The following is a 26,333-nucleotide window of genomic DNA, read 5'->3' on the forward strand; positions in this document are numbered from 1 at the left end:
GCCCTTGAAAACTTCATCGGAGATAATCTTCTTTGTATCCATAACTGTCTAAATATTAAATATATAAAAAAATCTGCTTAGTTACCCAAGCAGATTTTTATACTTACACAGTTTATGGTACAGTGTCGTTTTTTAAAGTAACTATTAAAAGCTAATTAATGATGATTTCTAATAATTTATTTTTCCATAATAGACTATATTCACTTTGAATTAATTTAGACTGAGCCTGCACATATTCATTCTGTACACGATTATACTCATATATACTAATCACTCCTTCTTTATAACTATTAAAAGCATAATCAAACGCTAATTTACTGTACTCTAGATTTTTTTTATTTGTTTCAAATAATACTTTAGCATTCTCTATTTCTATAAAAGCATTAGTTACCTTGTCACTAATATCTTTCTTTAAAATATCATATTCATTTAAAGCAATTTTACTATCAATATAAGCTCTACTTATACCTATTTTATTAGTTTTATTAAAAATAGGAATTACTATTGATATAGAAAAAATATTACTTATATTTTCCTTTATTTGAGAACTAAAAGGATTGATTTTTATACTGTTCTCTAATAATCCTACATAGTTAGTATTTAGGTTGTAATTAAAATATACTCTGGGTTTTACTTTTGATTTAAGTAACTCAATATTTTTATTATATATACTATTTTTTATCTCACTATATTTTAATTGTGGTTGATTTGATATTGCTAACATTATAGATTCTTCTAATGTTGTCTCTTCTTTTTCATTGTACTTTATTTGAGGCGAATACTGTATATCAAAAATCTTATAATCATCTACTTGTAAAATTCTAGATAGTCTAAATAACAAATTTTTAATATTCAATTCTGTCTCTCTAAGCTTACTAGTGATATTAGCAAGTTCTGATTCAGATTGAGCAATATCTGCCTTAGAAGAGATACCTGCTTCAAATTTTTTGTTTGTCTGCTCTAATACCTTTTTAGAATATTGAATATTATTTTCATATACTTTCAATATTTCTTTATTAAGTACAATATTGTAAAATTCATTTAATACTATTTGTTCTATATTGAATTTTTCTACTTCGATTCCAGTGTTAGCTAAATCCAATTCTACTCTAGCAATATCTTTCTCTATATTTATTTTATTCCCCTCATAAATGGGTACTATTACTTCTACTCCTGTATTGTTTAAAAATCGGCTATATGATTTGTTTTCAATCTTAAAATCAGGTGTATAATCATTATTTATTTTTGAATTTACTGTTGGATACTGATAACTACCTTTCAATTGAATATTATTATTTGCAAGTTCTACATCATATAGTTTCCTTTTTATTTCTAAACTATTCTGCTTTGCATATGAAATACACTCCTCTAAAGTCCATTTATGAGAAACCTGTCCCATAATACTGATAGAAAACCCTAAAAATAATATAATCAAACTTTTGTTTATAATCATCCCAATACTAACGTTTGTTTTTTCCATAATGAAGCATATTTACCATCTTTTTTAATAAGTTCTTCATGTGTTCCTTGCTCAATTAAATTTCCCTGTTCTAACACCATTATAGTATTCGAATTGGCAATTGTACTTAATCTATGAGCAATAACTATCATAGTTTTCCCTTCACTTCTAAACTTATTTAAGGCTCTTTGTATTACTTCTTCAGATTCTGTGTCTAAAGCAGAAGTAGCTTCATCTAATATTATTATTTCAGGATTTTTATACAATGCTCTAGCAATAGCTATTCTCTGTCTTTGTCCTCCTGATAGTGTAGATCCATTCTCCCCTAAATAGGTTTGGAATCCTTCAGGTAATTTTTCTATGAAATCCATTATTCCTAGTTCTTTAGAAATATCTAATATCCTTTGTACATCTGGAAAATCTTCTCCTAGAGCTATATTATCTATAACATTTCCCGAAAATAAATCTACTTTTTGAGGAACAATAGATATAATATTTCTCAATGAAAAATGTGATATATAATTAACATCATAGTCCCCTATTAAAATTTTACCCTCTTTTAAAGGATATAAATTTTGAATAAGAGAAGCTATTGTCGTTTTTCCAGATCCACTTTCACCTACAATAGCTGTTGTTTTCCCTTTTTCAATTGTACAGCTAAATCCCTTAAAAACATCTACCCTACTTCCGTAAGAAAAATATATGTTTTTAAGTTCTATATTTCCTATATTTTCTCTGTTTAAATCTATTTTATCTGTACTTTCCTCTCTCTCTAAATCCATAATTTCAAAAAGCCTATCTGAAGCAATGATAGCATTTTGAATTATTTTATTCATTCCTATTAATTGAGCTACAGGTCCCGTAAAATACCCTATAAGGGCATAAAATGACATTAACTCTCCTGGAGTAATGGTTCTATCTATTACATAACTAGAACCAACCCAAAGTAATATTACAGTAAAAATTCTAGATATAAATTCCGTAGAACTAGAAGAAAATAATCCGTTTAAAAACGATTTATAAATCGTTTTTAAAAGCTTTGTGAAAAGATTGTCTAATTTGTTACTTTCATATCCTTCTACTCCAAATTGTTTGATTGTTCTAACAGAATTTAAAGATTCTACTAAATGAGATTCTAAGTCTGCCGAATCTTCCATTACCTTTCTCTCTACCTTTTTATTAAATTTATTAGATAACCAATATATTAGGAAATAAAAAGGAATCACTAAGGTCATTATAAGAGCTAGTTTCCAATAGTATGTAAACATTAAAGCAAATGAAAAAACAATTGTAAATACATTTACAAATATTTCTATTGACACATCATTTATAAATGCTCTAATTTTAACCGCATCATTAACCCTCGAGATTATTTCTCCTACTTTCATCGTATCAAAAAACCTTTGAGGTAATTTTAATAAATGTTTGTAGTAACCTAATATTAGATACCTATCTATCCTCTGCCCTGTTTGAATAACAAGGATACTCTTCATTGATCCTATATAAGTCTGAAATAATATGATTACAATCATCCCAATAGATAGTGTATTTAAAAGTCTTTCATTCCCATCTATCAATACATAATCTGTTATTTTTTGAATATATATAGAAGTAGAAAGACCTAATAACGTATAGATTAAAGCCCCTATTAACGCTTGGAAAAGGATAGATTTGTGTGGTTGTACTAAATTCCAAAATCTAGAGTATAAACTCACCGCTTCGTCTTTTTGTTCAAAATATTCATTGGGCTCTAGCAAAATTAAAACCCCTGTCCAAACTTGTGCAAATTCTTCAATCGTATATTTTTTAACCTTCCCCTCTCCAGGATCCATCACACTTATTTTACCTTTATTTACTTTATAAATAACTACATAGTGATGAAACTGTTTATTTACAATAATATGTGCTATAGCAGGAACAGGAATATCGGGAATAACATCTATTCCTCCCTTCACTCCTTTGGCGTTAAAACCTAACTTTTCTAGTCCTTGGATCATTCCTAACACATTTGTCCCCCTAGTGTCAGTATGTGTAATTTGTCTAACTTTTGCTATAGTTAATTTTGCTCCGTAATGAGCAGCAATTGAAGTAATACATGCAGCTCCACAATCTTTTAAATCCCTTTGTTTTATTATAGTTCCATTCTTCATTTTATTTAAGATTTGGATTAAACCAATCATCTATTCTATCAAATAACAACTGCCACAATGTTCTATCTAATAAATAGAACCTAGTTGTTAAAGTCATTCCCTTTTCAATATCTCCTTTATAAGAGTTTTTGAGTTGTAAATATGATTGTTCCATTGAGCACAGTACTCTAAAATACGTCTCGCCTGTCTGTTGATTTACTGTAATATTTTTATCTATTTCTATAACTTTCCCTTCTAACAGTCCCCATTGGTTATAATTATATGTATCTACTTGAATTTTGACTTTTTGATTTTTAAAAATATACCCTATATCTCTAGGAGAAACATAATTTTCTATTATTAAATTGTTATTTGAAGATATCGAAGCAATTGATTCTCCTTGCATTATATATGTGCCTAATTGGATACCTGAATAATTTGTTATTCTTCCTGAAATAGGTGCTGCTATTGTATAATTATTTTCTTCTTTTTTTAATCTTTCAGCTTCTTTATTAAAATTTCTAAGTTCCCTTTCTACTGTAATCTTATTGGAAAACCACTGAGCAATTTGACTTTCTTTTAAAGCATATAATTGATTCTCTAGCCCTTTATATGCAAAATAATATTTGTCATATTCTGCTTTTGGATAAACCCCTTCTTCATGTAATTTATTAGCTCTTTTATAATCTTCTTTTGAGAGATCTAACTGCATTTTAATTTGAGAATATTTTTCTTTATAAGTAGTATATTCTTTCATATACAACCCAGTTTTAAGATTTAGAAAATTTCCTGATGTTAAATTTTCTAAATCTTCTCTTTTAGAAGAATAATCTCTTATTTGTTCTTCTAAAAAGTCTAATTGATTTTTTAATTGATCGGAAAGAACAACTACCAGTGTATCTCCTTTGTTTACATATTGGTTATTCTTTTCTATTTTATTATAAATTACTTTTCCTCCCACTATAGGTTTTAAAACAGAGTTTTCTAATTCAGCTCTAACAACTCCTCTAGAAGATGAGGAAATAGGAATTTTTATTATAGGTAAACATATAATAATAATAATAATAAACCCTAATAAGGTTAAATAAACCCCTCTCTTAATCATTTGTTAATTTTTATCACAAAACTAAACTTTTAAATATTATGAGCAATCATTAAATATGTTTTATTTTCAATAGAACTTACCTAAATATGTTTTTTTGTACCTTGCTATGACTTATTGTTATACCAATAAGTATAGCCTGGATATCCAAACAAAATCCGGAGTATTAGTTAAGCAGCTTTTTTAGAATGCCTTATTTGGTTAAATTCTTCTATTGTTAAATATCCTAAGTGACTAATGTCTTCGTTTTTTATTATACCATAGTTCAATATACTCAAAGACTTGTTTTGCATTTGGGCTCTGCTAGTTAGCAGATTTCCGTAGATTATCTCTGTTTTTAAGGATTTAAAGAAACTTTCTGCTACTGCATTGTCCCAACAGTTACCCTTACGACTCATGCTACGTGTTACCCCGAAAGAATCTAAATAATTAGTAAATTTCTTATTGGTATATTGAACACCTTGGTCAGAGTGAAAGATTAATCCTTTATTAAAGGGCCTGTTTTTCTTAGCCATTTTAAAGGCTGCAAGGGTTGTGTTGTCTGTACTCATATCGTCGCTAATACTCCATCCTATGAGTTTTCTATCGTATAAATCTATCACTGTTGTTAGATAAACAAAACCACCCTTAATAGCAATATAGGTAATATCTGATACCCATGCTTTTGCTAGAGCATTTTGTATAAATTGGCGTTGTAGGATATTCTAAGCTACTAAATAACTGTGTTTAGAGTCTGTAGTAATACGAAATTTCTTCGCTAGCTTACTCTTTAATTCTAACTCTTTCATATACTTAGCCGCAGTTGGTTCGGATATCTTAATTCCTCTCGCTTTTAGTGCAGCAGTTAATCGTGGACTTCCATAACGCTGTTTAAACTCAAAGTAAAGGTCTGATATTGTCTGCTTAAGTTCTTCTTTTCCTTGCTTTTGGTTATCCTTTGAAGACCGCTTCCAATGATAATAACTACTAGCACTGATCTCTAATACTTGGCACATTTTTCCAATCGGGAATTCACTTTCATGATCGAAGATGAAAGTGTAAATCATTTGTCGGTCTTGGAGAAAACCCCTAGAGCTTTTTTTAATATTTCGTGTTCTAATTCAACATCGGCTAGCTTCTTTTCAAGCTCTCTAATTCTTTCTTGTTCTGGGGGTAAGTTTTAGATTACCATTTCCAGGAAAACTCCCTTCACCGAATTCTTTTTCTTGTAAACTCCATTTTTATAATAATGTTGGGCTAATACCTATCTCCCTAGCTAATTCAGACTTATTTTTTCTTTGTTTAGCTTATTTTACTGCATGGCGCTTAAATTCAGCATCATAGTTTTTTCTTGTACGACTCCTATTTCATAGATAAGTTTTTATGCTTAACTTACTCTTCGAACAAAGTTATGAACTCCATCTTTGCATTCACGTGACTTCTTATATTAAAACACATAAAAGGAGTGAAACTAGTCTAACGCATAAGGGATTGTGTTATTAGTACTCTTTAATGCAGAACCTACAATAATCAATGTCTCACCAAATGAATAGTACCGAAAACTTAATCAATAAAACTATAGAGGTTGAAAAGGATAATTAGTTATGAAAGAAATAATAGAAATTTTAAAACAGATAGAAAGGGCAGAAGATTGTGTTGTTTCTAAGGCAGAAAATACCATCAGCACACTGCCTTTTGAATTGCCACAAGATTTGGAGTATTATTTAAAAAATTATTCTTCTATTGTTCTTTTTAAAAATACGGATTACTCTATTAAGATTGTTGGAGCTGATGAATTTAAAAAGGCTAATCCTGTGATTGTAGGAGAAGAAGTAGAAGACGATATAAGCTATAATTGGTACATTATAGCCCATGATAATAACTCTCAATATTTAACAATAGATTTAATAAAAAATAGATTAGGCTATTGCTATGATAGTTTTTGGGATAGGCATGGCCTTGTTGGAGAGCAGCCTATTATAGCTAAAAGCTTCACTGAATTATTAAAGCGCTTATATAAGTCAAAAGGGAAATCTTGGTATTGGACAGAGTCCGACTTCTGTTCTTATGGGGATGCTTACGATAATTAAAAAACTAATGACTCGCTCTTTAGTAAACATGCTTCAAAAGTTGTAACTTTTAAGTACTTGGCTATTGGGGCTTAAGGGGGATGATTCTCCTTAGAATTAATAGACTAATGTAATTTCAATAAAATTAAAAGTTAGACCGCATACCATTGAATAAGGGTAATCTTAATGGGCAAAAAAAGCTGAAAGGTATTTAAAATAATATGGAAGATATTCAAGTTGAATAAATCACATTAGGTAAGATTATTGAATTCGCTAAAACACAATCTATAAAAGTTTGATATCAGATGGTTATGGATTGGAATTGGGATAGCTATACGTAATTTTTAGATTGGCTAGTAGATAATCCTACTCTAGACAAAGCTACAATCCTAATGATTTTTTGGAAATCAAATCCACAGAAGAGCTTTTTTAATAAGAAATCGATGGAAGATAACTTTATTAAGGGATATTATAAATAGCATTTATTTTCTTTCAATCCCAAAAATGATCAAAGGGATGATTGGACGGAGTATGTATGTGAAGAAGCTAAGAAATAAATTCCAAAAGTTATGTTTGAAGAGCTACTAGGGGATTAGGTATCCTCTGTAAATAACTTTATAGAAGGTATGTTGGAGGACTTATTTTATGAAATAGAAGATTTATATAATTAAAATTAGCTGGCTTCTAAAATTTTAGAAGTATATCTAAAGTGACTGAACTTAAGGGTTTGGCACATATAAGAATTATAGATATTTTTATAGTTAATAGAAAATTAGACAAAGTACTCATATCACGATGGTAGAGAATATAAAAATCGATTGTATAAAAAAAGTATTGTTACAAGAGCGCAGTTTTTTAAGTGAGCATCTATCCTCTATAGACTACGTAAATTCGTATGATAGTGCAACAGAAGAAATTTCGGATTTTATTAAAAATGGAACGAAAGTTTTTCAACGAAAGGAATTGATCTTCGATGAGGAAGAACTCGTAGATATTAGCCTTGTACAAGTCTTAGCCCATCTATCGGTAGTAGAGATTAGTCGTGCAATGGTTTGTTTTAATGACACTCCAACCGATACTGCTTTTAATAGTTTAATAAACGCATACTTTTTAGATTTATTCACCTTTATTGCTAGCTCAGAAAATTTTGAAACTTCACCCATTTCTTATTTGGAGTCGGATATGGGGTTATTGTATATTTTCGCTACTATCTTTTGTCCAGAATTATTAGATGAAGTAGAGCCAGTACTCTTAAAGGGACTAGCCTATCGTCAAAAAGTAAGAGATAATAATGTGAGACCAATGCCAGGGTCATATGGAAGGGATAGTATCTTATATTTTGCTTATTATATTGCAAAAGAGGATGGACGTGAACAAGTGGCTAGGCAAATTCTATACTATTGTAATAAGAAGATTGTTCCCTGTTATGTAAATGCGGTTGAAGGTATTTACTCCAATGATAAACCCCTTGTAGAAGGCTGGGTAAAGCAGCTTTGTGACTACCATATCAAAAACAGTAAAACCTCTGATTTGACTTATCCCTTTCATGTAAATCATTGGATTTATTTGCCAATAGAAATTCTTGGTACTCTTAGTATTCGTGACAATAAAGACTTAGATAACAGTTTTGTTTCTCATGGACTAATCAACATCTTTTTGCCCTTTTATAAAAAGGCTTTTAAGATGAAGGATACCAATAAACAAATCATCGAAAGACTACTTTATAAAGAATCCTAACTAAAAAATGCTTTCAAACGAAGCATTTTTTTTGCTTTTGATTATCTTTATAATGAAATAGTCCTACAATAAGGTAGTACTTTAGCATAGCATCAAGACATGAAAATAAAAAATAAGACATGTAAAAGAGGCACAAAACAAGCTAAGAAACGTTATGAATATAGAAGAAAATATTAAGCGATTAGGAGGGGTAGAGTCCATTTATAAGGATAAAGAAACTAAATTGACTGTAAAGGATATAATAAAAATTGAAGAAATATTACAGGCAAAAGTACCAGAGGATGTTGCTTTATTTCTTACCACCTATGGAATAGTCGGTTTTGAAAAAGAAAGTATTTGTTTTAGACCATATAAAGAGGATGCTGAATATATCCATAAAGAAGAGACAGGGCAACCTAATTTTATTTTTATAGAAGATTCTGTTAGTGTTTTTTATGGTGTTGACCCGGAAGATGGATATGATGTAATGTGGAGTTTAAGTGAGGATTTAAGAGAACGTAGACCAGATAAGATGCTCCCAATAGGAACAGATGGAATGGGAAATGACATTCTTGTTAGTTTACAAAAGCATGATTATGGAAAGGTTTATTTTTGGGATCATGAGTGTGAATTTGATGTAGATGATTATTTAGAAGAAACAGGCCAAGTGATGCCTGAAGAGGCTAAATATCAAAACTTATGGTTAATAGGAACTAGTCTTGAAGATTTTTTTGATAGATTGTATTATGTTCCGATTGAGGAGGATTAAATGTAAAACCAAGAAAGGTTATTTATGGATAATTTGTAAATAAATAAGCATGAAAATATTTAGCACAGCACCAGAGGGTAATGAAATGGCAGAATTAGAGAATGCACGATACTTCAATCTTGCCTTAAAACAAATTGAAGAAAATGCGCAGTGGTTAAAGTCAGCCAATAAACCAACTCAAGCATTATTAGCTCATATAGACATTTTAGTGCTTTTGGCTAAGCGATTTCCTATTGATGCAAATTTAAGTATCAAAAAAGATAAAGTTCAAGAATGGAAAGAAACCTTTAACCAATGGTTTGAACGTGTAGCAAGTAAAATACCTGCAAAATATAGAGACGGAATAAAAAACAATGCAGAGGAACTTTTTAAAGAACTAGAACAATATGGGCATTAATAATTTTGAACAATTAATTAAACCATTTTATTGGGTGGAACACCAAGATAGTGTTTCTGTTTGTCTGAACGTTGGGCAATACAAAACAGAAATTTTCCAAACAAGAGAACAGGAGGGGTTTGAGGGCAATGGTTATGATTGGACTTCTTTAGCAAGCGTTTTTTTAGAAGAACAGACACCTGAATTACAAGGGGAAATTGAATTCGATCCTGAAGCAGGAATGTTTTGTGCTTATTCATCCAATGGTGATGCTCTAAAAACCTTTATCATTGCATTTAAAGAAGCCTGCGAAGATGAAACTTTAATACAGGATTTGTTTTCAAGAGCAGAATTAGATTAACACTTACTCTTGTCTTATAAGGGTTTAAGAAATAAGTGTAATATAACTAAAAATAACCAGTAGTAAAATTATCTTTACTTCTGGTTATTTTTGTTTTTAGTTATCTTTACCTAAGACTAGGTCATAATAAAGGAAATGTTTTTGCGCTCCTTAGTTCCTTAGATTAGGAACAATAAAAGGCGAGTAATGAAGCAAGAAAAGTAATTAAAGGATAATATGTAAAGCAATAAGCATGAAAATATTTAGCACAGCACCAGATGGTAATGAAATGGCAGAATTAGTGAATGCACGATACTTCAATCTTGCCTTAAAACAAATTGAAGAAAATGCACAGTGGTTAAAGTCAGCCAATAAACCAACTCAAGCATTATTAACCCATATAGACATTTTAGTGCTTTTGGCTAAGCGTTTTCCTATTGATGCAAATTTATTAATCAAAAAAACCAAAGTCCAAGAATGGAAAGAAACCTTTAATGATTGGTTTGAACGAGTAGCAAGTAAAATACCTGCAAAATATAGAGACGGAATAAAAAGCAATGCAGATGAACTCTTTAGAGAATTAGAACAGTATGGACACTAATAATTTTGAACAATTAATTAAACCATTTTATTGGATGGAACAGCAAGATAGTGTTTCGGTTTGTCTGAACGTTGGGCAATACAAAACACAAATTTTCCAGACAAGAGAACAGGAGGGTTTTGAGGGCAATGGTTATGATAGGACTTCTTTAGCAAGCGTTTTTTTAGAAGAACAGACACCTGAATTACAAGGGGAAATTGAATTCGACTTTAAAGCAAGAAAAGTACTTAATGGATATTATGTAAAGCAATAAGAATGAAAATATTTAGCACAGCACCACAAGGCAATGATATTGCTCAATATGTAGGAGTAGATTATATAAAATTTTCTATTTCTTTGATTGATGATGTTAATGATTGGATGAAGCAAAACGATAAAATCACTCAACCCTTACTAGCGAATATAGATTTGTTGTTAATGATAGTGAAAAAGTATCCAACAGATGGAAATTTATTAATCAAAAAAGACAAAGTTCAACAATGGAAAAAGACCTTTAACGATTGGTATGAACGTGCAGGAAGTAAAATTCCAGCAAAATATAGGGAAGGGATAAAAGCAAATGGCGATGAACTTTTTAAAGAGTTAGAACAATATGGACACTAACGGTAATAACCTGTTAGTTAAGCATTTGTTTTAAGTAGAACATAAAACAAATGTATTTATCCTTCTTGTATTGGGTTGTAAATGAGTAGATTTAAAAGAAATTACATTATTTTTGACTTATGTAATAAAAGAGATAGCCCTAACTTAGTAGCTGTTTTATTAAATGTAAACAGGAAAGGGAACAGACGATCGATAAACAATTAATGAAACGCCCAAAAGTACCCTCTAGTCTTCTTTGACACAATACAGGATAAACCTAAAAGAATTTAAAAGGATATTAAGAATAAAAAGACATGAAGACAAGAATTTTTGGAGGTAAGGTGTATGAAAATGATACTGCAGTTAATGCTGGAGTTGATTATTTAAAATTTAGTAGAAATTCGATAGAAGATATCTGTGATTGGATGGTAAAAAAAGAAAATTTTGGATTAGCAATTTTGGCTGAAATTGAAATTCTTATTTTTTTATGTGAGCGATATGATATAGATGCCAATCTTTTAATTAAAAGAAGCCAAATAGCTAAGTGGGAGGAATTATACACCCAGTGGCTAACTAAATATGAAAAGAAATTACCAATGGAGCATCGAGAGGAGATTAAAGCAAATGGTATAAATTTATTTAATAAATTAAAAGAGTTTGGAAACCCATTCGATCACTTTTAAAGAAAATATATAGCCCTATTGCTTTGCGTATCAACATAATAGTATATCTGTGAATTTAACTGAGTTATATTACATCTTAGACGTTTTCGAACTATAGGAAGACTAAGGACTTGAATAAGGAACAATATGGGAGAGAAGTATTGCATAGAACTTTCTCTTTGTAAATTAGTAATTAGCATAGAAAGTGGTGTAGGCAATTATTCTTTTGACCTATCTATCTAAGATAATAACGATAAGGCACAATTATAATTAGTGCAAGAAAATATTGATAATTAGCTTTCCCTGGAATACTGGAAATGGATTAGCTGAAATAGAAATTTAATGATTAAAAATAGAAAAAAAAACCATCTTATTCTTCTTTTAGTTTTAATTGTAATTGGATGTAAGTCCAATGATCAGGAAGAAGTAATCAAAGAATTGACTTCCGATCAATTGGAGAATAGAGAAGGAGTAATTTATGAAATAAGTTCTAAAAGGCCATTTAGTGGAAATGCAAAAGGATATTATAGTAATGGCCAATTGGAATATGATGGGAACTTCAAAAAGGGCTATGAAAATGGAATAGTTAAAGTGTACCATTTCAATGGTCAATTAGAAATTGAGTCAAACTATAAAGACGGAAATCTAGATGGAGTTGTTAAGGAATATTATAATGATGGACAGTTGAACTCTGAAAAAAACTATAAAGAGGGAAAATTACATGGTACTTCTAAGCATTTTTACGAAAATGGACAGCTCAGCTATGAGAAAAATTATCTAGATGGATACCTAGATGGAACTTCTAAAGACTATTTTAAAGATGGACACCCTTTAGAAATAAGTGAGTATAAAGGGGGATATCTACATGGAGTTAAGATAGAATATTTTAGAAACAGTGGAGAGTCAGGTAAAGAAAGCCAAATATCCATCAAAGAATATTATAAGAAGGATAAATTGGATGGAACTTTGACATGGTATTCAAAAGATGGGCAAATAACTCTTCAGCGTGCTTATGAAGATGGGAAATTAAATGGACCTACTATAGAATATTTTCAAAATGGTCAATTAAGATATGACGAATTCTATAAAGATGGAGAATTACATGGAATTTCTAAAGAGTATTATGAGAATGGTCAATTAAGATATGACCAGCACTATAAAGACGGAGAATTACATGGAACATCTAAAGAGTATAATGAAAATGGCCATTTAATACGTTACAGAGAATATGCTGAGGGAAAAAAACATGGAATAACGAAGATGTATGATGAAAATGGAAAACTATATATGGAGGTACTTTCTGAAAATGGAGCACCAGTAAAGTATACAAACTACGAGTAAAATTAATTATTGTCCTTAAAAATGGAAGGATAACAAAAGAGTCCAAGCATGAAATATGTTTGGACTCTTTTGTTTGGTTTAAAAACAACTGTTTAAGTGTAAACAGTAAACTTGGATAAAATGAAACAGTTGTTAATGGATATCTTTATGTAATAATCCATTTGAATGGATAGTACATTTTTTTAGCAATCACTTTTTTAATCTATTACGCGCTGTACGGCATCAATAAAAGCTTGTCTTTGCTCGGTAAGCTCCTTAGAGCCCGCTTTTGGCCAAGCTGCCATTTGAGCGATAACAAGGTTTTTGTGTGGATTGATATAAATCATCTGGCCAAAAATTCCGAAAGCCCCATAGCTTCCATCTTCTGACACCCACCATAAATAACCATAGCCATCCCCTTTATCATTAGTTGGATAAAGTATAGTAGTAGCATCTTTTAGCCACTCTTGAGCAAGTATTTGTTTATCTTCCACTTTACCTTTATCAAGCATCAGCATTCCCAAGCGCGAAAAATCCCTTAAACTCGCCGAGAGTCCACTACCACCTAAATTATCATTACTGCATTCATCGGCTAACCAATAGGCGGAATACTCCATACCATACGGTTTCCAAATCTTCTGTGAAATATATTCCGATAAGCTTTGCCCTGTAGCTTTTTGGACCAAAATTCCCACTAAATCCGTTTCACCTGTACTGTAGTTCCAATGTGTTCCTGGTTTATGTGCAAATTTTAAAGGCTTCATATAAGTCAAAATATGTGACTCACTACCTTGACAGTCTGCTTTGTACATTTGTGCGACATCTGAGTCTGGATCTTCATAATCTTCATTCCAATCAATACCTGAAGTCATGGTTAATAATTGCCCCACGGTTACTTCTCCATAATCATGTCCATTAAACTCATGGATATATTTTTTTAAGGGATCTTCTAAACTCTCAATAGAACCGTCTTGTAAAGCAGCTCCAACCAGCATGGAAGAAACAGATTTAGCTACAGAAAAAGAAGTCCAACGCGTCTTTTGATTACTTTCTTTGCCATACTTTTCTAGGCGAATTTGATTGTCTTTTATTACAATCACACCCTGAACACTGTTGTCTTCCATATAAGTATCCAAGGAAGTGTTGTCTTGCCACTTTGGAGTTATGTTTTCACCAGTTTTTAAAGGTGTAGTAACCTCTGCAGCAGCAATAGGAATACTAGGGAAAATAGCATACATAATAGGGAAGCGTCGCTCTGTTTCTTCCTGCGACCAAAAAAGTAAACTCTCCAATTTCTGTCCCATGGTCTGTCCAGGAATTTGTGCAAGCTCATTTTTAGCAGATTTTACCTGAAGGCTTTGCCCATCTTGAGCGGTAAGACTTAGGGAAGTGAAGGATAAAAAGAGAAGTGTTAGAAATATTTTTTTAGTGATCATATATTATTTGAAAGATTTTTATTGTGAATTAGGTTAATGTTTTTGTCTTTTTTGGGTGACACGCCCTAAAGGTTTCTAAAGCTTTTAAATAAAAATATTAAACAGATTTTTAGTTTAAAGCTCTTTCTCCACTATGGAGAAACATTATACGTTATCTTGGTTTTCATAAATAGTGTTTTGTGTACCTGCTATTTTAGGACCCCTCAAAATTCGGCAAATAATTTCTATTATGCTCGGATTTGTATAGGAATTTAATTTTCTTTTCAAATCTAGCCTTATTTTATCTCAAGGTTTGATTTTAAATTATCTTGCTGATATACAGTATATAACTAAACGCTTTTAACATCGTATAAAAAAAAGTATATTTGAGATTAGGCTCAAATAGAAAAGCTTGTTCTGTATCTACGTTACTGGTTATCTTCTATGTCTGTTTATTATTTACGATCTTATAAACTAAGAAATAACCCTAACACAATAATTATGAAGTTGCCTCTTAAATCATTACAATATACTGTATTACTGTTTTTTATGCTAGTAAAAATGACTGCGCAGACAACAGTGGCTACTACTTATGATAGCATCATTGCGGAATCTTTTGAAAAGGATCAACAAATTAGAGTAGAACTAGATTCAGTATTGAACAGTGGAAATAAGAATAATCAAGAATTAGCCGACTTTTTTGGTAGGTTCGGGAAAATTGATTTAGAAAATCAAAGTATTGTATTGCCTATTGTGGATCGATATATAGCACAGGAAATAGATCTAACGGATACTTCCTTATCTCATGCTTTCTATATCATTCAACATGCTGATGGAAAAGTTCAAAGTAAGTACGCTCCTTTTATAACAACATTGTTTGAGAAGGCTATAATAAGCAATCAAGAGTTCGCTTGGTTTAGTGATCGTTTGGCTGTTAGAGGAAATAAAGTTCAACCCTATGGCTTTCAAGTCAAGAATTGGGCAGAAACAGGAGAAAATTTTCCTTATCCTATTTCAAGCAAGGCAGAAGAAAATAGTCAAAAGATAGATTTAGGTTCAAGTAAGGCGTTTTTAGAAGAAAATTATATGGGGGATTATTTTCCTCAGTACCTCACAGGGGATGAATTTCTTGTTTTTGGACATGTGAAAGCAGAGAAGGACAATTGTGAAATTGTTGTAGATGCAAGTGAACAAACTGCGGTTAATGATAAAGGATTTTACGTACTGAAATTAAATAGAAAAGAGCGTCCGACAGTTCAAGTATGCATGAAAATTGGGGGAGAACTTATAGATTGTAAGACAATTACGCTGGAGGATAAGGATTGGGAAGAAGTTGATTTTCAACTACCTTTAAAATAGATGTATCTAAATAGTATGTGATGTAAAAAGGTGTCATTATAGATTTGTTATTTTACTTTCCGAATCACAGGAGTGGTTAAAGCAATCCATTGTTTTAGATCAAGAAGTAAACTATAGTTATAACATAAAAGTTAGTCTTGACTACAAGGTAAATGTAGTGTCACTAGCGCTTTTTAATTTATTATTTTTAATTTTATGCATCATCGCAGGATTATAAGCGAATTATAACCCTGTAAGACTTGAGAAACAAGATAAACGAAAAATCAGAAAAAAGGATGTTAATAGAAAAGGAGGATTATCAGAAAATAAAAGAAATTTATTCTGCTAATAAAACAACATTTCAGGCAAGAAAGCAAAGCATGGATATGCACGTTTTTACAAAAGTAAATTGGAGTGATACCTTTTTAGATTTTACAGGATTTGAATCCATTTTTAATCAATCAAAGAAAATAAAGATTTACGATGTAGAAAAGCCTTCTACTGTAAAAAATCTATTTATTAAAGACAAGCTAGTTTATTCGGTAAATAACGAAAATCCTAAATGGGGTTCAGCCTTTATGGATTACGAGCTAGATTGTACTATCTGGTTTTTATTTGAAGAGAACATAGATGATGAAATGATTTTGCGTCAAATTAGAATCAAGTACACTAAGGATAACAGAATAATTAAGTCCTTGTATTATCTTTTTAATGATGATTTTGAAGATGATATAAAAGAAACCTTCATGATAGACATCTATCAATACAATTCAGAGGATATCTTAGTTGAGGTTGTAAGAAATGGTTTTTATCAAAGTATTGAAAAGATCTTGCCTGAAAGAATATTTTCTTTTGAATATGAGGGGGTTAATATGAAAATTTGGTCAACCCAAGAAAAATTTGCAGCTGATCCCTCCCCATCAACTATTATGTATGAAGGGAAAGTTATTAAACCAATTGTCTAATTAAAATAAATTAGGCTACTGTTTTTAGGGAGGTATTATTTCTAATAAGCAAGTTCAAGAGCTTATTGACTGCAATAAATTAATGTGTACACAGATGAACAAACCAAAATCTAAAACAGGTTGACATTAAAATTAATAAATGATGAGCGCAGAAGAATTTGTAAAACATTTAAAAGAAGAAATATTAGGGGATAATTTCAATTACTATTTCGATACACTACCAACTCCTATAAAAGGAACAGACCAATATTGGGAAAAGAGTAAACAGCTGTTTCATAGCTTAAATGATGAGCAAAGAAATCAACTAGAAGTTTTCACACAATTGGTTATGACAGATACCATATCTTCCATATTTAGTAAATTAGACAATCTGTCTTCTTACTCTAATCAAGAAGGTTTCTTTGAAGTTACACTCAATGAAAATGTTATAAGTGGCGATTTACAAGAAACTTTTTTAATGAGTATTGAAGAGGATCATATTTGATTTTTCAGCATAATATTGAATTATAATTCACTTGGATTAAATATAGGGGGTGTTGCGTAATCCTTATGCTGCTACATTTGGCAAAGCAGGTGCTAGTCAAGAGCATAGAGATGATATTTTACAGCAAAGAGGTACAATAGTAGATTTATAAAAATATGGATAAAACTATAGAACAGCATTTTAAGTCTTTAGGAGGGCTTTTTGCTATAGACGAAAATAAGAAAAATGATCCATCAAAAGAGATGTTGTTAAGTAGAATACCAAAACCACTTTATGATGTTTTAAAGAGTTATAACGGTTGTTGTTTTTGTAAACAAGTTGGTATTAAGGTTGATATGGAAATACCTATTTTAGGACATGCTAATTATTTACCTTTTAAACAGTTTCTTCCCTTAGAAGGAAACAATAACCTATTCTCTATTTTTGAAAGTAATAGTGATTTGTTTAAACAAGATTATCTTCCTTTTGCTGAGGCTACACCAGGAGATTATTTTGCTGTACATATCAATAGGGGAGGAATTTACTTTATTAGTCATGACTTTATTAAGGATAATGAAGCAATGTATACCTTAGCCTCTGATATAAATGTTTTCTTTATGTCATTAGTTAATTATGATGAATCATGTGATAAAGAAAGAGAAATAATTAGTGTTAGTATTTCGGATGATTTTGAGAAGATCATGGAAGCCTATAAGAAAAAAATGAAAGGATCCTCTATTTAATATCCAAGTAAAGAGGTTAAAAGATAGATAAGGTGTTTTTAGATAGGTGAGGATAATTGTTTTAAGGATACCATTTTCTTACATGATTATAAATATGGATTTGTGTATAATTATAATTGTAAAAAGTACTAGATATTATTTACTACATTTTTATTGTAGAATCTCTTTTTCAACAACAGAGTTAAGCAAAAGAGATACTTAAGTGTTTTTTGAATTGCTAATACAGAACTAATAAAAAAAAAATGTGAATAGATTTACAGATATAAAAAGCTTTAGAAATTATTTTATTGAACAGCTATCTTTGACTTTAAATGGGGTTGGATATAAATATATAAAATCAAAAGACGCCTTTGTTGCGACTGTTGATGATCATATATTTCAAATAATGATTTATATGTACAAACGCTCTACTTTTATAGAAATAGAGACGAAAGTTTATTATGGCAATAAAAAAGTAGAAGCAGACTTGAAAAAAACTGGTATCAAAGTATCAGATAATGCCATTGTTGGTGGGAGTGCTGACTTTATTTGTGAGTATTACTTTAGACAAAAACACTTAGATAAATATTCTTGTTTAGTTTACGAGTTAAATGATAATGCACAGGATACAGTTGACAAATGGCTAAATGATTATAATAAGTATTTAAAAGTTTTTCTAGAAGAAATGTCCGATCCGGTTACTTTGAATAAAGTTGTAAATCAAGGCGATATGGAAAAAGTAGGATTGAACTCTAGTTATGAGTCCAGAGTATTAAAGTTTTACTTTGTTGGTAAAAATGCTGGGCTAAGTGATCAGGAGTTTAGACGACTCTTTCTTATATATGAAAAGGATTTGTTAGCCAATAATTCAAGGTTTCTTGCTAAATTTCTTGAACTAAAGAGTATTGTAAGTAGATGAAACAGCGTTGTTGGTTTAAAGATAGTAGAAACAGATTACAGAATTTTAACCAAGTAGACTTATACAAGCTTCCTATAAGAATAAAGCATGTTTTAGAAATCTTTAAGCATAGAGGTACAGTAATGCATAACCTGTTTGAACTTGCAGAAATAGAATCCGTTGCTTATAGTATACATCTTGTAAAATGGTAAATGTATAAGTTGGTAATTCGGACATATTCTAAAGTACAAATAGCACAAATAGGTAAAATAGTGGATAAGATAGTATCTTTACAGGTAGAAGGCGGCATAGGCGCGTGCGCTTACCTATTAAAATATGCTACCCTTAGAAATGTACAAATGATTGAAAATAGAACAAGTATTCTTAAATAATGAACACATATAGAATTGAATTTAGTGCATATAATCCAGTGAGTAAGGTTATTAGCACAGAACAAGAGACATTAGAATATATTGTTGATATAGATCTAGATAACAAACCTACAAAAGAGGAAAAAAAACATTTAGAAGCTCCTTGTAAATGGGCACAGTATGCTTATGAAAACAATAAAAATTATTATCTAACCTATTATTTGAATGACATTGCAATTGCTTGTGTATCTGTCGATAGTTTAGATATTATAATTGAATATCTAGCATTAGAAAATAATTTATATGAAAGCTTCTTGCGTATAGTTCTTCATAAGTATAATTGGAGGAAGTTTATGAAGGACATAATAGAACAATACCCTGATGGGAATTTGTTTTTAAGTCAAATTGATATCAAAAGTGATAACAACTCCGAGCGTATCACTAAACAAATTTCATTTGATGATGAAAAAGGAATAATGGGTTACTATGAGTCTATATATTCAAAAACGGAGCAAACATACTGCCAACAAACAAAAGAAGCAAAGGTAAATGTATCTAGTAATTACCTATCAAAACCATTAACCTATGTGGATTATGCATATTTACTAGACTATCGGAATCTACTACATCCAGAATATTTAGATTATTTAAAATAGAGATTGTTCTCAGTCCTTTACAAGGAAAATTCCAAAACGGAAGGCTAGAAGCTTCACCTATTTTCTGGAGTATCATATAAATTTAGATTAAAAAATGAAAAACATAATTATAGTTGCAATCCTATTGCTACTCAATCTAAGTTGTAAAAATAGAACAGATCAAGTTCAAAACGAAAACTTACCTCTGAAGGAAAATAAAACTCCACTTGAAAAAGAAATATCGTATGGCATAGAAGTAAACGCTCCTATTGCTGTAACTGTTTTTTTAATGATATTAAAGCTTCTGAAAGAAACACTCCTGTAAATTCGGTGGTAGAATTAAATCCCTTCCTTCTTAAGAATGGTAAATATAAGATCAAACTACAAATCTCTCCTATTTTTAGAAGTAATGATACGGTAATACTACCTGATAATATTGACAAAATCAAAATAGGATTCGTTAGCTATATTAGCAATAAGGATACTGGTAAGGTGTCAGATTATCTAACAAACATAAACTTACCTTTAAAAAAGGTTAGTGAACCCACTGCGTATTTTGAACAAGAATGGGAAGTTGAAATTAAAGATTTGCCTTATGAATTAGAAGGGTGGAGTAATGGGCAAGATTTGTCTAAAATCAATAGAGAAGAGTTAGAGCCAAGGGTTGTTAATTATTATCAAAATTTAAGGGAACTATTAAATAGCGGAAGCACTTCCACTTATAGCGATCTGTGGAAAACTGCCGATACAGAATTAGTAGTTTATGATTATCTCTCAGAAGAAGGTTTTGAAGAAGTGACTCAGGCCAATATTATAGAAGTTCAAAAATGTAAAGATAGGATGATTCCATTGGAAGAATATGAAATGAAGTTGTATGGGTATGGTAAAATTGTTTCATTAGAAAGAAAAGCTAATACCAGAAGTTTTAATAATGAAGATCTACTAGACCTTAAAGGATGGAGTCCTTTAATTAGAAAATACAAAATATCAGGAGGAGCTAGTTATGGAGTAAAACTTTTCCTTCCAAAGGACAGTGATGAATTTGTAATAATTAGAAATTAAGAACGTTCTATTCTTTTATAAAACACTACAGATTAGCTGCAGTGTTTTATAATCTATTGATTAACACCTTTATTTTGATTCATATACCAAATAACTTTGAAGTTATACTCTTCAGAATTCGAACTTTGAGGGCAATAAAGTACGATGTCTTCAATTCTTGTGTTTAATTGTCCTCGTCTTTTATATTGAAATCTTAGTACTCCTTCACCTTTATTAAATCCGTCCACTCTTCTTAGGGAAAGTAGCTTTCCATTTCCAGAAATTAGTAGTCTATAATTTTCCAATGGTTCTAGTTTTCGTTGCTTCTCATTGATGAAGTTTGTATTGTGGTTATAATATTCCATGGACTGTTCGCTAGTTTGATAATTGGCTTGAAAACCATTGAAAAAGCCTTGACCAAGGAGTTCCATATACTTTTCTCCTTCTTGATGTTCAAATGCATATTTCAAATTTTCATAAAATTCAAGAACTTTTGGAATTAATACGATACTATCTTGTTCTGTGAATGTCTTGCCATTATGCCAATCTGCTAACTTATATGGGACATTAGCTTTGAAAGAAGCTTTATGTATGTATTTAGATGGATGTGAATTTTCCTGATTAGGCATTTTATAAGAAAAAATATTTTTGGGTTCAGACAAGACATTGTCTTGTGTCCAATGTCTTTGCTCAATATCTAATTCAAAAAATCCATCCTTTTTAAATGTTTCCGCTTGATTACCAGACTCATGGGATATAGGAGTAATCTCAATCTCTATATCTTGAATTCCCTTTTTAAAAAGGTAATTATTTATAGCAGTAGTGTATTTTCCTGAAGTAGAGCTATTTCTTGAAATTGGAAATCCATTTATTAAAATCTCATAGCCATAAGTGGAATTTATATTTAAATAAAAAATAGGTTCTTTATCCATTTTTTTCAACTGCTCTATACTTACTTGAGTATTGGTTTTATCTTCTTTTAGTCCAAAGGATTGAAGTAAGAATACTCCAAGTAGCATTATTATTGAGATTTTTTTCATCATTAATTATTTAAACTTTAGTGTGGTATTTTAAATAGATCTACATTTATTGAATAGGAATAAGAAATATAAAACCCTTCTCAAGCAAAAATTTTATATACTCTTTAGAAAGATATAATTTATGTTCTTCCATTTAGTTAACAAAATTACAACTATTATCTCTAAATCGTTTAAGTGACGCAGTTGTATCCATTTCTCCAATTTCTTTTCTCAGTTATTTTTAATACGGATACTTTTCTAAGTGAGTTATACCATACTGTTGAAATTAGTCCAATTATACTCTTATTAGTATAATAGCCTCATTGTGGATTTCCTTTAACAGTATATCTTTTTACTAGTATTTCAAGATCAGTAAGTACATTAGAAGACATAAGATCATCTTTTGACAGTTCTACTATATGTTCCTTATCTAGTTCTGCTTTAGGCGTAATAGTATATGTAATTAAAGGATTAAAGTCATATTTAAGAACAATTTGAAGTATAGATCACTATATCTAAAAGACAAATTAGGTTCTATAAAGCTAATTTCTTTTTTTTTACTTGAACCTGAATCATTAATTATTTGCTCCAATCACACTTTTAATCTTTCCATCTCTATTGTTAATATACAGGTGTCCTTATTTTCAAAGAAAGATCCTTCAAAAGGATCCTTTTAAAGATATCCAAAATAGATCCAAGAATTATCTGCAAGAGTGGTGATTTTTCCTGTTATAGTCGTGTTTCTTGTGAATAACTTAAAAAATAATCTATAAAATAAATTCACTTTACTATTGTTCTAACTTTATAGTTATAAAAATATAAATAATTAAAATTATTATGATTTATGCGTTTTTATTACTTTAATTTTCACTAACTTTAACTTATTAAATAAATCATTTGTAATATACAATTAACATTAAAATATGCTATCACTTGAAAAAATCTATGGCTGTTAAGTTTATATTTTCAATATTAATAGTGTTTGCTCCCATAGGTATTAATAGATATTTACCCAAAGTACGATGGAGATTAGATTAACGGACTCAGATATACCAAAAGGTTTTTACTATCAAGAGTATCTGTTTCTCAATTAGATCTAGATACCTATAAATATATCTAAGAGCAACGTGGTATATTAATTTATGTATTAGAAGTTCTAGATGCTGGGGGAAAGAACTATAACTCATATGGAGATAAATGGAATATATTATTGTACAGCAAATATGCTAATATGGAATGTAATGGACAAGAAACTATGGATGTCTGTATTCTCTGGAATTGGCAACACAAGTAATACTGATGATATCTATCAAACTGCTTCTTTTGATTATCAATTTAATAGGATAGATACACCAGCTTAGTTAGATATAACCTTGGTTAATAAAGGGGTGTTAATTCCTAGGATTACTGCTGTAGAGCGTGGTTAAATTCAAAAATCAGTTCAACCTTATTTTTGGACATATATGCTTAAAGAAGCAGTGGCCACAAAAAAAGTTATTTATAATAAAAATGCATTATATATGAAAAAATTATTACTATTAATTTCAACTATTACTTCATCTCTGGCTTTTAGCCAAGTGGGAATTAATACTCAAATCCCTCAAGGAGTTTTCAATATTGATGGAAAATCTACCACTGAAACAACTAATCCTTCCAGCGGTGTGCCAACAAGTGCACAATTAGCTGATGATTTTATTGTCATGAAGACAGGAGCAACAGGAATTGGAGGAATTCCTGATAAGAGCGCAATTTTAGATTTACAAACTGAAAATAAAGGATTTGTTGCACCTCGTGTAGTTTTAAGTTCAGTTACAGATGTAACTACAATCGAAAATCCGATAAAAGGATTATTAGTATTCAATTTAGGTACTAATTCTGGTTTTAATTACGTTGGATATGTTTTTTGGAACGGACAGGAATGGAGATCATTAGTTGATTCTACAGTTGTTTCACCAGAAATTGAATCTTTAGTTTGTTCTTCAGCAACTTTATCCCCTTCTTCTTGGAGTTCGGGGAGTAATTTCAGAGGAAATCTAAAAGTTTCTTATACAGGTGGTAATGGTGGTTCATTTCAACCAGGGACTTCTATTGTTGTAAATGGTTTAACATTTACACTTAGAGCAGGTAAATTAGAATATGGTGACGGAGAATTAACTTTCTCTGTAAGTGGAATTCCAACAAATAGTTCAGACATGTCGATACCATTAAATGGTTCTGGTGGTGGTCAGTCTATTATACCATTTTTAACTGCATCTCAAGGTTGTACAGTGACAGTTAGTAATCAGACTACTGCTGATATTAATACTGTTGCAGCTATGGGATATCCTGTAAATAGTGGAGATGGTTATAGTTTTACACTTCAAACACCTGATGGTAAGTACCGAATTAGAGTTTGGTGGAATGTAAATACAGGAACTACTAGAGGAAGACCAAATGTACAGATTTACAATAATACAGGTTTGGAAAAAACGTTATTTTGGAATTATGATACAAGATTTGGAGGAGGTTTGGTTGGATCTTCAGGAAATTCTAAAATCCCTGTTAGTGTATGGGGTGGTTTTAGAGAATCAAATACCTGGTATCCTATGTCATACTGGGGGAACGAAGGGATAATGGATGGAGTTAATAATGGCCCAGAGTATAGGAGATATTCTTGGATTGATAATAGTTCAGATTCTAAAGTAGAATATTCGGCATATATCATGGCTGGTTCAGTAAATCATGGAAATCCTACACCTGATGAAACAAAAGTATTTATAAAAATAGAGCAAGTAATGGCCCTATAGCTTATATATAAAATAAGAAGCTATACTCAAAGCTATGTAAGTATAAAGTACTACTTGGAGTCATCCAAGTAGTATTTGTACTTATTATAATTATTCCCCAACACAATAATTTAGACCCTTGTATTCATTAGGGGGTAACCTTGTTTATGTATTTATTTTACAGCACTTTTCATCAAAATAATTCAGGCGAAGATCAACTGATTTAATTTAACAGATTTATTGCAGGGACTAATATAGATCTAAATTGAAGCATAAAAACTCAACCCTGAACTACCAAAAGTATTAGAAGCACGTATTTTCTTTTTTTAGTATGGATGCTTTTCTAAGTGAGTTATACAATACTGCTGAGATCAATCCAATTATACTCTTATTACTATAATAGCTTTATTGTGAATTTCCTTTAACAGTATATTTTTTTACTAGTATTTCAAGATCAGTAAGTACATTAGAAGACATAAGATCATCTTTTGACAGTTCTACTATATGTTCCTTATCTAGTTTTGCTTTAGGCGTAATAGTATATGTAATTAAAGGATTAAAGTCATATTAAGAACAATTTGAAGTATAGATTCCCTATATCTAAAAGACAAATTAGGTTCTATAAAGCTAATTTCTTTTTTTTTACTTGAACCTGGATCATTAATTATTTGCTCCAACCACACTTTTAATCTTTCCATCTCTATTGTTAAAATACAGGTGTCCTTATTTTCAAAGAAAGATCCTTCAAAATAATCATTTAAAGAAATTTTCATTTCTAACCAATTTGCATCCCAATCCTCTTTGGTAAAAGGATAAGCATACCCTAAAATTGTAAGTGCTAAATTAAATCTATCATTACTGAATTGTATCATATTTAGGGGGTATAGTTATTATTTTTCCGGTTTGTTTACATACAACAACTGTAAGATCTTTATGTGTAACTGCAATTGCTTTTTGCATTACTGTTTTTGTACAATAATTGAAAATTCACCTACTATCATTTGGGGTTTTAAATCCTTTACTGGGAGTTTTATATGTTTTAAGCTCATCATTGCATGACTACTTAATTCCATACCTAGCTTTTTTTAAAGTATTATATAATTCATTGTGAGTTAATTCCCTTAATGATCTATTTCCAATTAATCCTCTTTTATATATGTTGTTACACACCTTTGCTGCATTATACGCTAGTCAAGCAAGTATTCGCCACAGAATAAGTAGGAAATTTCCCTACAGTAAAGTTATAAACTTTCTTTGATTCATAGTTAAGCACTGCTTTATTTATCGCCACTAGGCTCATTGTACTTAGTTACTACGATATCCCCTTGCTTTAACTTTGAGGCTTCTATATTAGCCCCTAAATAAGCTGGAGTGAAATTAATAAATTAATTACATAACTTTGGACTTATGAAATATAAGAAATGGAGCTTATCGGAAAAGCTATCAATTTTACAGGAAGCAGAAGAAATTGGGGCAATAGAAACTTGTCGTAAACACAGTTTAAGTACAGGTACTTTCTACTCATGGAAGAAGAAATTCGATTCTCAGGGAGAATCGGGATTAAAGCCTGCTGTATCTGATAAATCAAAAGAACTTA

At 30.5% G+C, this 26,333-nt stretch carries 28 protein-coding genes; 20 read left to right on the top strand and 8 right to left on the bottom strand.

Annotated features, from left to right (window positions below; translation table 11 throughout):
- Positions 1 to 151: 151 nt before the first annotated feature.
- From ACYSNM_RS12775 to ACYSNM_RS12795, 5 genes are all read right to left on the bottom strand, one after another.
- Entirely contained in the window at positions 152 to 1,480 is a 1,329-nt protein-coding gene (locus ACYSNM_RS12775; protein ID WP_461757263.1) for a TolC family protein, read from the bottom strand.
- Entirely contained in the window at positions 1,450 to 3,609 is a 2,160-nt protein-coding gene (locus ACYSNM_RS12780) for a peptidase domain-containing ABC transporter (RefSeq protein WP_461757264.1), read from the bottom strand. Before ACYSNM_RS12780 ends, ACYSNM_RS12775 begins: the two co-directional genes overlap by 31 nt.
- Before the next feature lies 1 nt (position 3,610).
- Positions 3,611 to 4,693, bottom strand: coding sequence for an HlyD family secretion protein (locus tag ACYSNM_RS12785; protein WP_461757265.1), 1,083 nt, complete (start codon positions 4,691 to 4,693; stop codon positions 3,611 to 3,613).
- A gap of 167 nt (positions 4,694 to 4,860) precedes the next feature.
- Entirely contained in the window at positions 4,861 to 5,391 is a 531-nt protein-coding gene (locus ACYSNM_RS12790) for an IS3 family transposase (protein ID WP_461757290.1), read from the bottom strand.
- 3 nt (positions 5,392 to 5,394) lie between these two features.
- The gene (locus ACYSNM_RS12795; RefSeq protein ID WP_461757266.1) at positions 5,395 to 5,736 is read right to left on the bottom strand and encodes an IS3 family transposase; all 342 of its coding nucleotides are present in this window, start codon (positions 5,734 to 5,736) and stop codon (positions 5,395 to 5,397) included.
- A gap of 537 nt (positions 5,737 to 6,273) precedes the next feature.
- Between ACYSNM_RS12795 and ACYSNM_RS12800 the strand changes: the two genes are divergently transcribed.
- The 10 genes from ACYSNM_RS12800 (at position 6,274) to ACYSNM_RS12845 (ending at position 13,125) form a co-directional block, all read left to right on the top strand.
- Positions 6,274 to 6,759, top strand: coding sequence for an SMI1/KNR4 family protein (locus ACYSNM_RS12800; protein ID WP_461757267.1), 486 nt, complete (start codon positions 6,274 to 6,276; stop codon positions 6,757 to 6,759).
- Positions 6,760 to 7,533: 774 nt separating this feature from the next.
- Entirely contained in the window at positions 7,534 to 8,475 is a 942-nt protein-coding gene (locus ACYSNM_RS12805) for a hypothetical protein (RefSeq protein WP_461757268.1), read from the top strand.
- Between the two features lie 154 nt (positions 8,476 to 8,629).
- The gene (locus ACYSNM_RS12810) at positions 8,630 to 9,223 is read left to right on the top strand and encodes an SMI1/KNR4 family protein (RefSeq protein WP_461757269.1); all 594 of its coding nucleotides are present in this window, start codon (positions 8,630 to 8,632) and stop codon (positions 9,221 to 9,223) included.
- 49 nt (positions 9,224 to 9,272) lie between these two features.
- Positions 9,273 to 9,620, top strand: a complete 348-nt coding sequence (locus ACYSNM_RS12815) for a hypothetical protein (protein ID WP_461757270.1) — start codon at positions 9,273 to 9,275, stop codon at positions 9,618 to 9,620.
- On the top strand, positions 9,610 to 9,960 hold the full coding sequence (locus ACYSNM_RS12820; protein WP_461757271.1) for an immunity 51 family protein: 351 nt from the start codon (positions 9,610 to 9,612) through the stop codon (positions 9,958 to 9,960). The genes ACYSNM_RS12815 and ACYSNM_RS12820 overlap by 11 nt, the downstream gene beginning before the upstream one ends.
- A 232-nt stretch (positions 9,961 to 10,192) precedes the next feature.
- Positions 10,193 to 10,540 (top strand): hypothetical protein, encoded by a 348-nt coding sequence (locus ACYSNM_RS12825; RefSeq protein ID WP_461757272.1) that lies wholly within the window; start codon positions 10,193 to 10,195, stop codon positions 10,538 to 10,540.
- Positions 10,530 to 10,793: an Imm51 family immunity protein gene (locus ACYSNM_RS12830; RefSeq protein WP_461757273.1), complete on the top strand. Its 264-nt coding sequence runs from the start codon at positions 10,530 to 10,532 to the stop codon at positions 10,791 to 10,793. The genes ACYSNM_RS12825 and ACYSNM_RS12830 overlap by 11 nt, the downstream gene beginning before the upstream one ends.
- Positions 10,794 to 10,795: 2 nt before the next feature.
- Positions 10,796 to 11,143: a hypothetical protein gene (locus tag ACYSNM_RS12835; RefSeq protein WP_461757274.1), complete on the top strand. Its 348-nt coding sequence runs from the start codon at positions 10,796 to 10,798 to the stop codon at positions 11,141 to 11,143.
- A gap of 293 nt (positions 11,144 to 11,436) precedes the next feature.
- Positions 11,437 to 11,805, top strand: a complete 369-nt coding sequence (locus tag ACYSNM_RS12840) for a hypothetical protein (RefSeq protein ID WP_461757275.1) — start codon at positions 11,437 to 11,439, stop codon at positions 11,803 to 11,805.
- 321 nt (positions 11,806 to 12,126) lie between these two features.
- On the top strand, positions 12,127 to 13,125 hold the full coding sequence (locus tag ACYSNM_RS12845) for a toxin-antitoxin system YwqK family antitoxin (protein ID WP_461757276.1): 999 nt from the start codon (positions 12,127 to 12,129) through the stop codon (positions 13,123 to 13,125).
- Positions 13,126 to 13,322: 197 nt separating this feature from the next.
- Here the strand turns inward: ACYSNM_RS12845 and ACYSNM_RS12850 are convergent, their stop codons facing one another.
- Positions 13,323 to 14,540, bottom strand: coding sequence for a serine hydrolase domain-containing protein (locus ACYSNM_RS12850; protein ID WP_461757277.1), 1,218 nt, complete (start codon positions 14,538 to 14,540; stop codon positions 13,323 to 13,325).
- Positions 14,541 to 15,020: 480 nt separating this feature from the next.
- Between ACYSNM_RS12850 and ACYSNM_RS12855 the strand changes: the two genes are divergently transcribed.
- From ACYSNM_RS12855 to ACYSNM_RS12890, 8 genes are all read left to right on the top strand, one after another.
- Positions 15,021 to 15,878, top strand: a complete 858-nt coding sequence (locus ACYSNM_RS12855) for a hypothetical protein (protein ID WP_461757278.1) — start codon at positions 15,021 to 15,023, stop codon at positions 15,876 to 15,878.
- A gap of 239 nt (positions 15,879 to 16,117) precedes the next feature.
- Complete coding sequence (locus ACYSNM_RS12860) at positions 16,118 to 16,822, top strand: hypothetical protein (RefSeq protein WP_461757279.1); 705 nt, start codon at positions 16,118 to 16,120, stop codon at positions 16,820 to 16,822.
- Positions 16,823 to 16,964: 142 nt separating this feature from the next.
- A complete protein-coding gene (locus ACYSNM_RS12865) occupies positions 16,965 to 17,306 on the top strand; it encodes a hypothetical protein (RefSeq protein WP_461757280.1) in 342 nt (113 codons plus the stop codon).
- 155 nt (positions 17,307 to 17,461) lie between these two features.
- On the top strand, positions 17,462 to 18,028 hold the full coding sequence (locus ACYSNM_RS12870; RefSeq protein WP_461757281.1) for an SMI1/KNR4 family protein: 567 nt from the start codon (positions 17,462 to 17,464) through the stop codon (positions 18,026 to 18,028).
- Between the two features lie 244 nt (positions 18,029 to 18,272).
- Positions 18,273 to 18,926, top strand: coding sequence for a hypothetical protein (locus tag ACYSNM_RS12875; RefSeq protein WP_461757282.1), 654 nt, complete (start codon positions 18,273 to 18,275; stop codon positions 18,924 to 18,926).
- A 370-nt stretch (positions 18,927 to 19,296) separates the two neighbouring features.
- Positions 19,297 to 19,932, top strand: a complete 636-nt coding sequence (locus ACYSNM_RS12880; protein WP_461757283.1) for a hypothetical protein — start codon at positions 19,297 to 19,299, stop codon at positions 19,930 to 19,932.
- A 94-nt stretch (positions 19,933 to 20,026) separates the two neighbouring features.
- Positions 20,027 to 20,236, top strand: coding sequence for a hypothetical protein (locus ACYSNM_RS12885; protein ID WP_461757284.1), 210 nt, complete (start codon positions 20,027 to 20,029; stop codon positions 20,234 to 20,236).
- A gap of 5 nt (positions 20,237 to 20,241) precedes the next feature.
- Positions 20,242 to 20,973: a hypothetical protein gene (locus ACYSNM_RS12890; RefSeq protein WP_461757285.1), complete on the top strand. Its 732-nt coding sequence runs from the start codon at positions 20,242 to 20,244 to the stop codon at positions 20,971 to 20,973.
- A gap of 53 nt (positions 20,974 to 21,026) precedes the next feature.
- On the opposite strand, the gene ACYSNM_RS12895 is transcribed toward ACYSNM_RS12890, so the two are convergent.
- Positions 21,027 to 21,995, bottom strand: a complete 969-nt coding sequence (locus ACYSNM_RS12895; protein WP_461757286.1) for a hypothetical protein — start codon at positions 21,993 to 21,995, stop codon at positions 21,027 to 21,029.
- A 1,496-nt stretch (positions 21,996 to 23,491) separates the two neighbouring features.
- On the opposite strand from ACYSNM_RS12895, the gene ACYSNM_RS12900 reads away from it, so the two are divergent.
- Complete coding sequence (locus ACYSNM_RS12900) at positions 23,492 to 24,757, top strand: hypothetical protein (RefSeq protein ID WP_461757287.1); 1,266 nt, start codon at positions 23,492 to 23,494, stop codon at positions 24,755 to 24,757.
- Positions 24,758 to 25,284: 527 nt separating this feature from the next.
- On the opposite strand, the gene ACYSNM_RS12905 is transcribed toward ACYSNM_RS12900, so the two are convergent.
- A complete protein-coding gene (locus ACYSNM_RS12905; RefSeq protein WP_461757288.1) occupies positions 25,285 to 25,608 on the bottom strand; it encodes a WapI family immunity protein in 324 nt (107 codons plus the stop codon).
- A 535-nt stretch (positions 25,609 to 26,143) separates the two neighbouring features.
- Between ACYSNM_RS12905 and ACYSNM_RS12910 the strand changes: the two genes are divergently transcribed.
- Positions 26,144 to 26,333: transposase (locus tag ACYSNM_RS12910; protein WP_461757289.1), on the top strand; the 190-nt coding region annotated here is incomplete at its 3' end.

The organism is Myroides sp. LJL116 (assembly GCF_054871685.1).

Excerpts from the sequence above, each read along its gene's own strand:
- ACYSNM_RS12775 (WP_461757263.1), bottom strand. The coding sequence starts at position 1,480 with ATGGAAAAAACAAACGTTAGTATTGGGATGATTATAAACAAAAGTTTG.
- ACYSNM_RS12780 (WP_461757264.1), bottom strand. The coding sequence starts at position 3,609 with ATGAAGAATGGAACTATAATAAAACAAAGGGATTTAAAAGATTGTGGA.
- ACYSNM_RS12785 (WP_461757265.1), bottom strand. The coding sequence starts at position 4,693 with ATGATTAAGAGAGGGGTTTATTTAACCTTATTAGGGTTTATTATTATT.
- ACYSNM_RS12795 (WP_461757266.1), bottom strand. The coding sequence starts at position 5,736 with ATGATTTACACTTTCATCTTCGATCATGAAAGTGAATTCCCGATTGGA.
- ACYSNM_RS12800 (WP_461757267.1), top strand. The coding sequence starts at position 6,274 with ATGAAAGAAATAATAGAAATTTTAAAACAGATAGAAAGGGCAGAAGAT.
- ACYSNM_RS12805 (WP_461757268.1), top strand. The coding sequence starts at position 7,534 with ATGGTAGAGAATATAAAAATCGATTGTATAAAAAAAGTATTGTTACAA.
- ACYSNM_RS12810 (WP_461757269.1), top strand. The coding sequence starts at position 8,630 with ATGAATATAGAAGAAAATATTAAGCGATTAGGAGGGGTAGAGTCCATT.
- ACYSNM_RS12815 (WP_461757270.1), top strand. The coding sequence starts at position 9,273 with ATGAAAATATTTAGCACAGCACCAGAGGGTAATGAAATGGCAGAATTA.
- ACYSNM_RS12820 (WP_461757271.1), top strand. The coding sequence starts at position 9,610 with ATGGGCATTAATAATTTTGAACAATTAATTAAACCATTTTATTGGGTG.
- ACYSNM_RS12825 (WP_461757272.1), top strand. The coding sequence starts at position 10,193 with ATGAAAATATTTAGCACAGCACCAGATGGTAATGAAATGGCAGAATTA.
- ACYSNM_RS12830 (WP_461757273.1), top strand. The coding sequence starts at position 10,530 with ATGGACACTAATAATTTTGAACAATTAATTAAACCATTTTATTGGATG.
- ACYSNM_RS12835 (WP_461757274.1), top strand. The coding sequence starts at position 10,796 with ATGAAAATATTTAGCACAGCACCACAAGGCAATGATATTGCTCAATAT.
- ACYSNM_RS12840 (WP_461757275.1), top strand. The coding sequence starts at position 11,437 with ATGAAGACAAGAATTTTTGGAGGTAAGGTGTATGAAAATGATACTGCA.
- ACYSNM_RS12845 (WP_461757276.1), top strand. The coding sequence starts at position 12,127 with ATGATTAAAAATAGAAAAAAAAACCATCTTATTCTTCTTTTAGTTTTA.
- ACYSNM_RS12850 (WP_461757277.1), bottom strand. The coding sequence starts at position 14,540 with ATGATCACTAAAAAAATATTTCTAACACTTCTCTTTTTATCCTTCACT.
- ACYSNM_RS12855 (WP_461757278.1), top strand. The coding sequence starts at position 15,021 with ATGAAGTTGCCTCTTAAATCATTACAATATACTGTATTACTGTTTTTT.
- ACYSNM_RS12865 (WP_461757280.1), top strand. The coding sequence starts at position 16,965 with ATGAGCGCAGAAGAATTTGTAAAACATTTAAAAGAAGAAATATTAGGG.
- ACYSNM_RS12870 (WP_461757281.1), top strand. The coding sequence starts at position 17,462 with ATGGATAAAACTATAGAACAGCATTTTAAGTCTTTAGGAGGGCTTTTT.
- ACYSNM_RS12880 (WP_461757283.1), top strand. The coding sequence starts at position 19,297 with ATGAACACATATAGAATTGAATTTAGTGCATATAATCCAGTGAGTAAG.
- ACYSNM_RS12885 (WP_461757284.1), top strand. The coding sequence starts at position 20,027 with ATGAAAAACATAATTATAGTTGCAATCCTATTGCTACTCAATCTAAGT.
- ACYSNM_RS12895 (WP_461757286.1), bottom strand. The coding sequence starts at position 21,995 with ATGATGAAAAAAATCTCAATAATAATGCTACTTGGAGTATTCTTACTT.
- ACYSNM_RS12900 (WP_461757287.1), top strand. The coding sequence starts at position 23,492 with ATGAAAAAATTATTACTATTAATTTCAACTATTACTTCATCTCTGGCT.
- ACYSNM_RS12905 (WP_461757288.1), bottom strand. The coding sequence starts at position 25,608 with ATGATACAATTCAGTAATGATAGATTTAATTTAGCACTTACAATTTTA.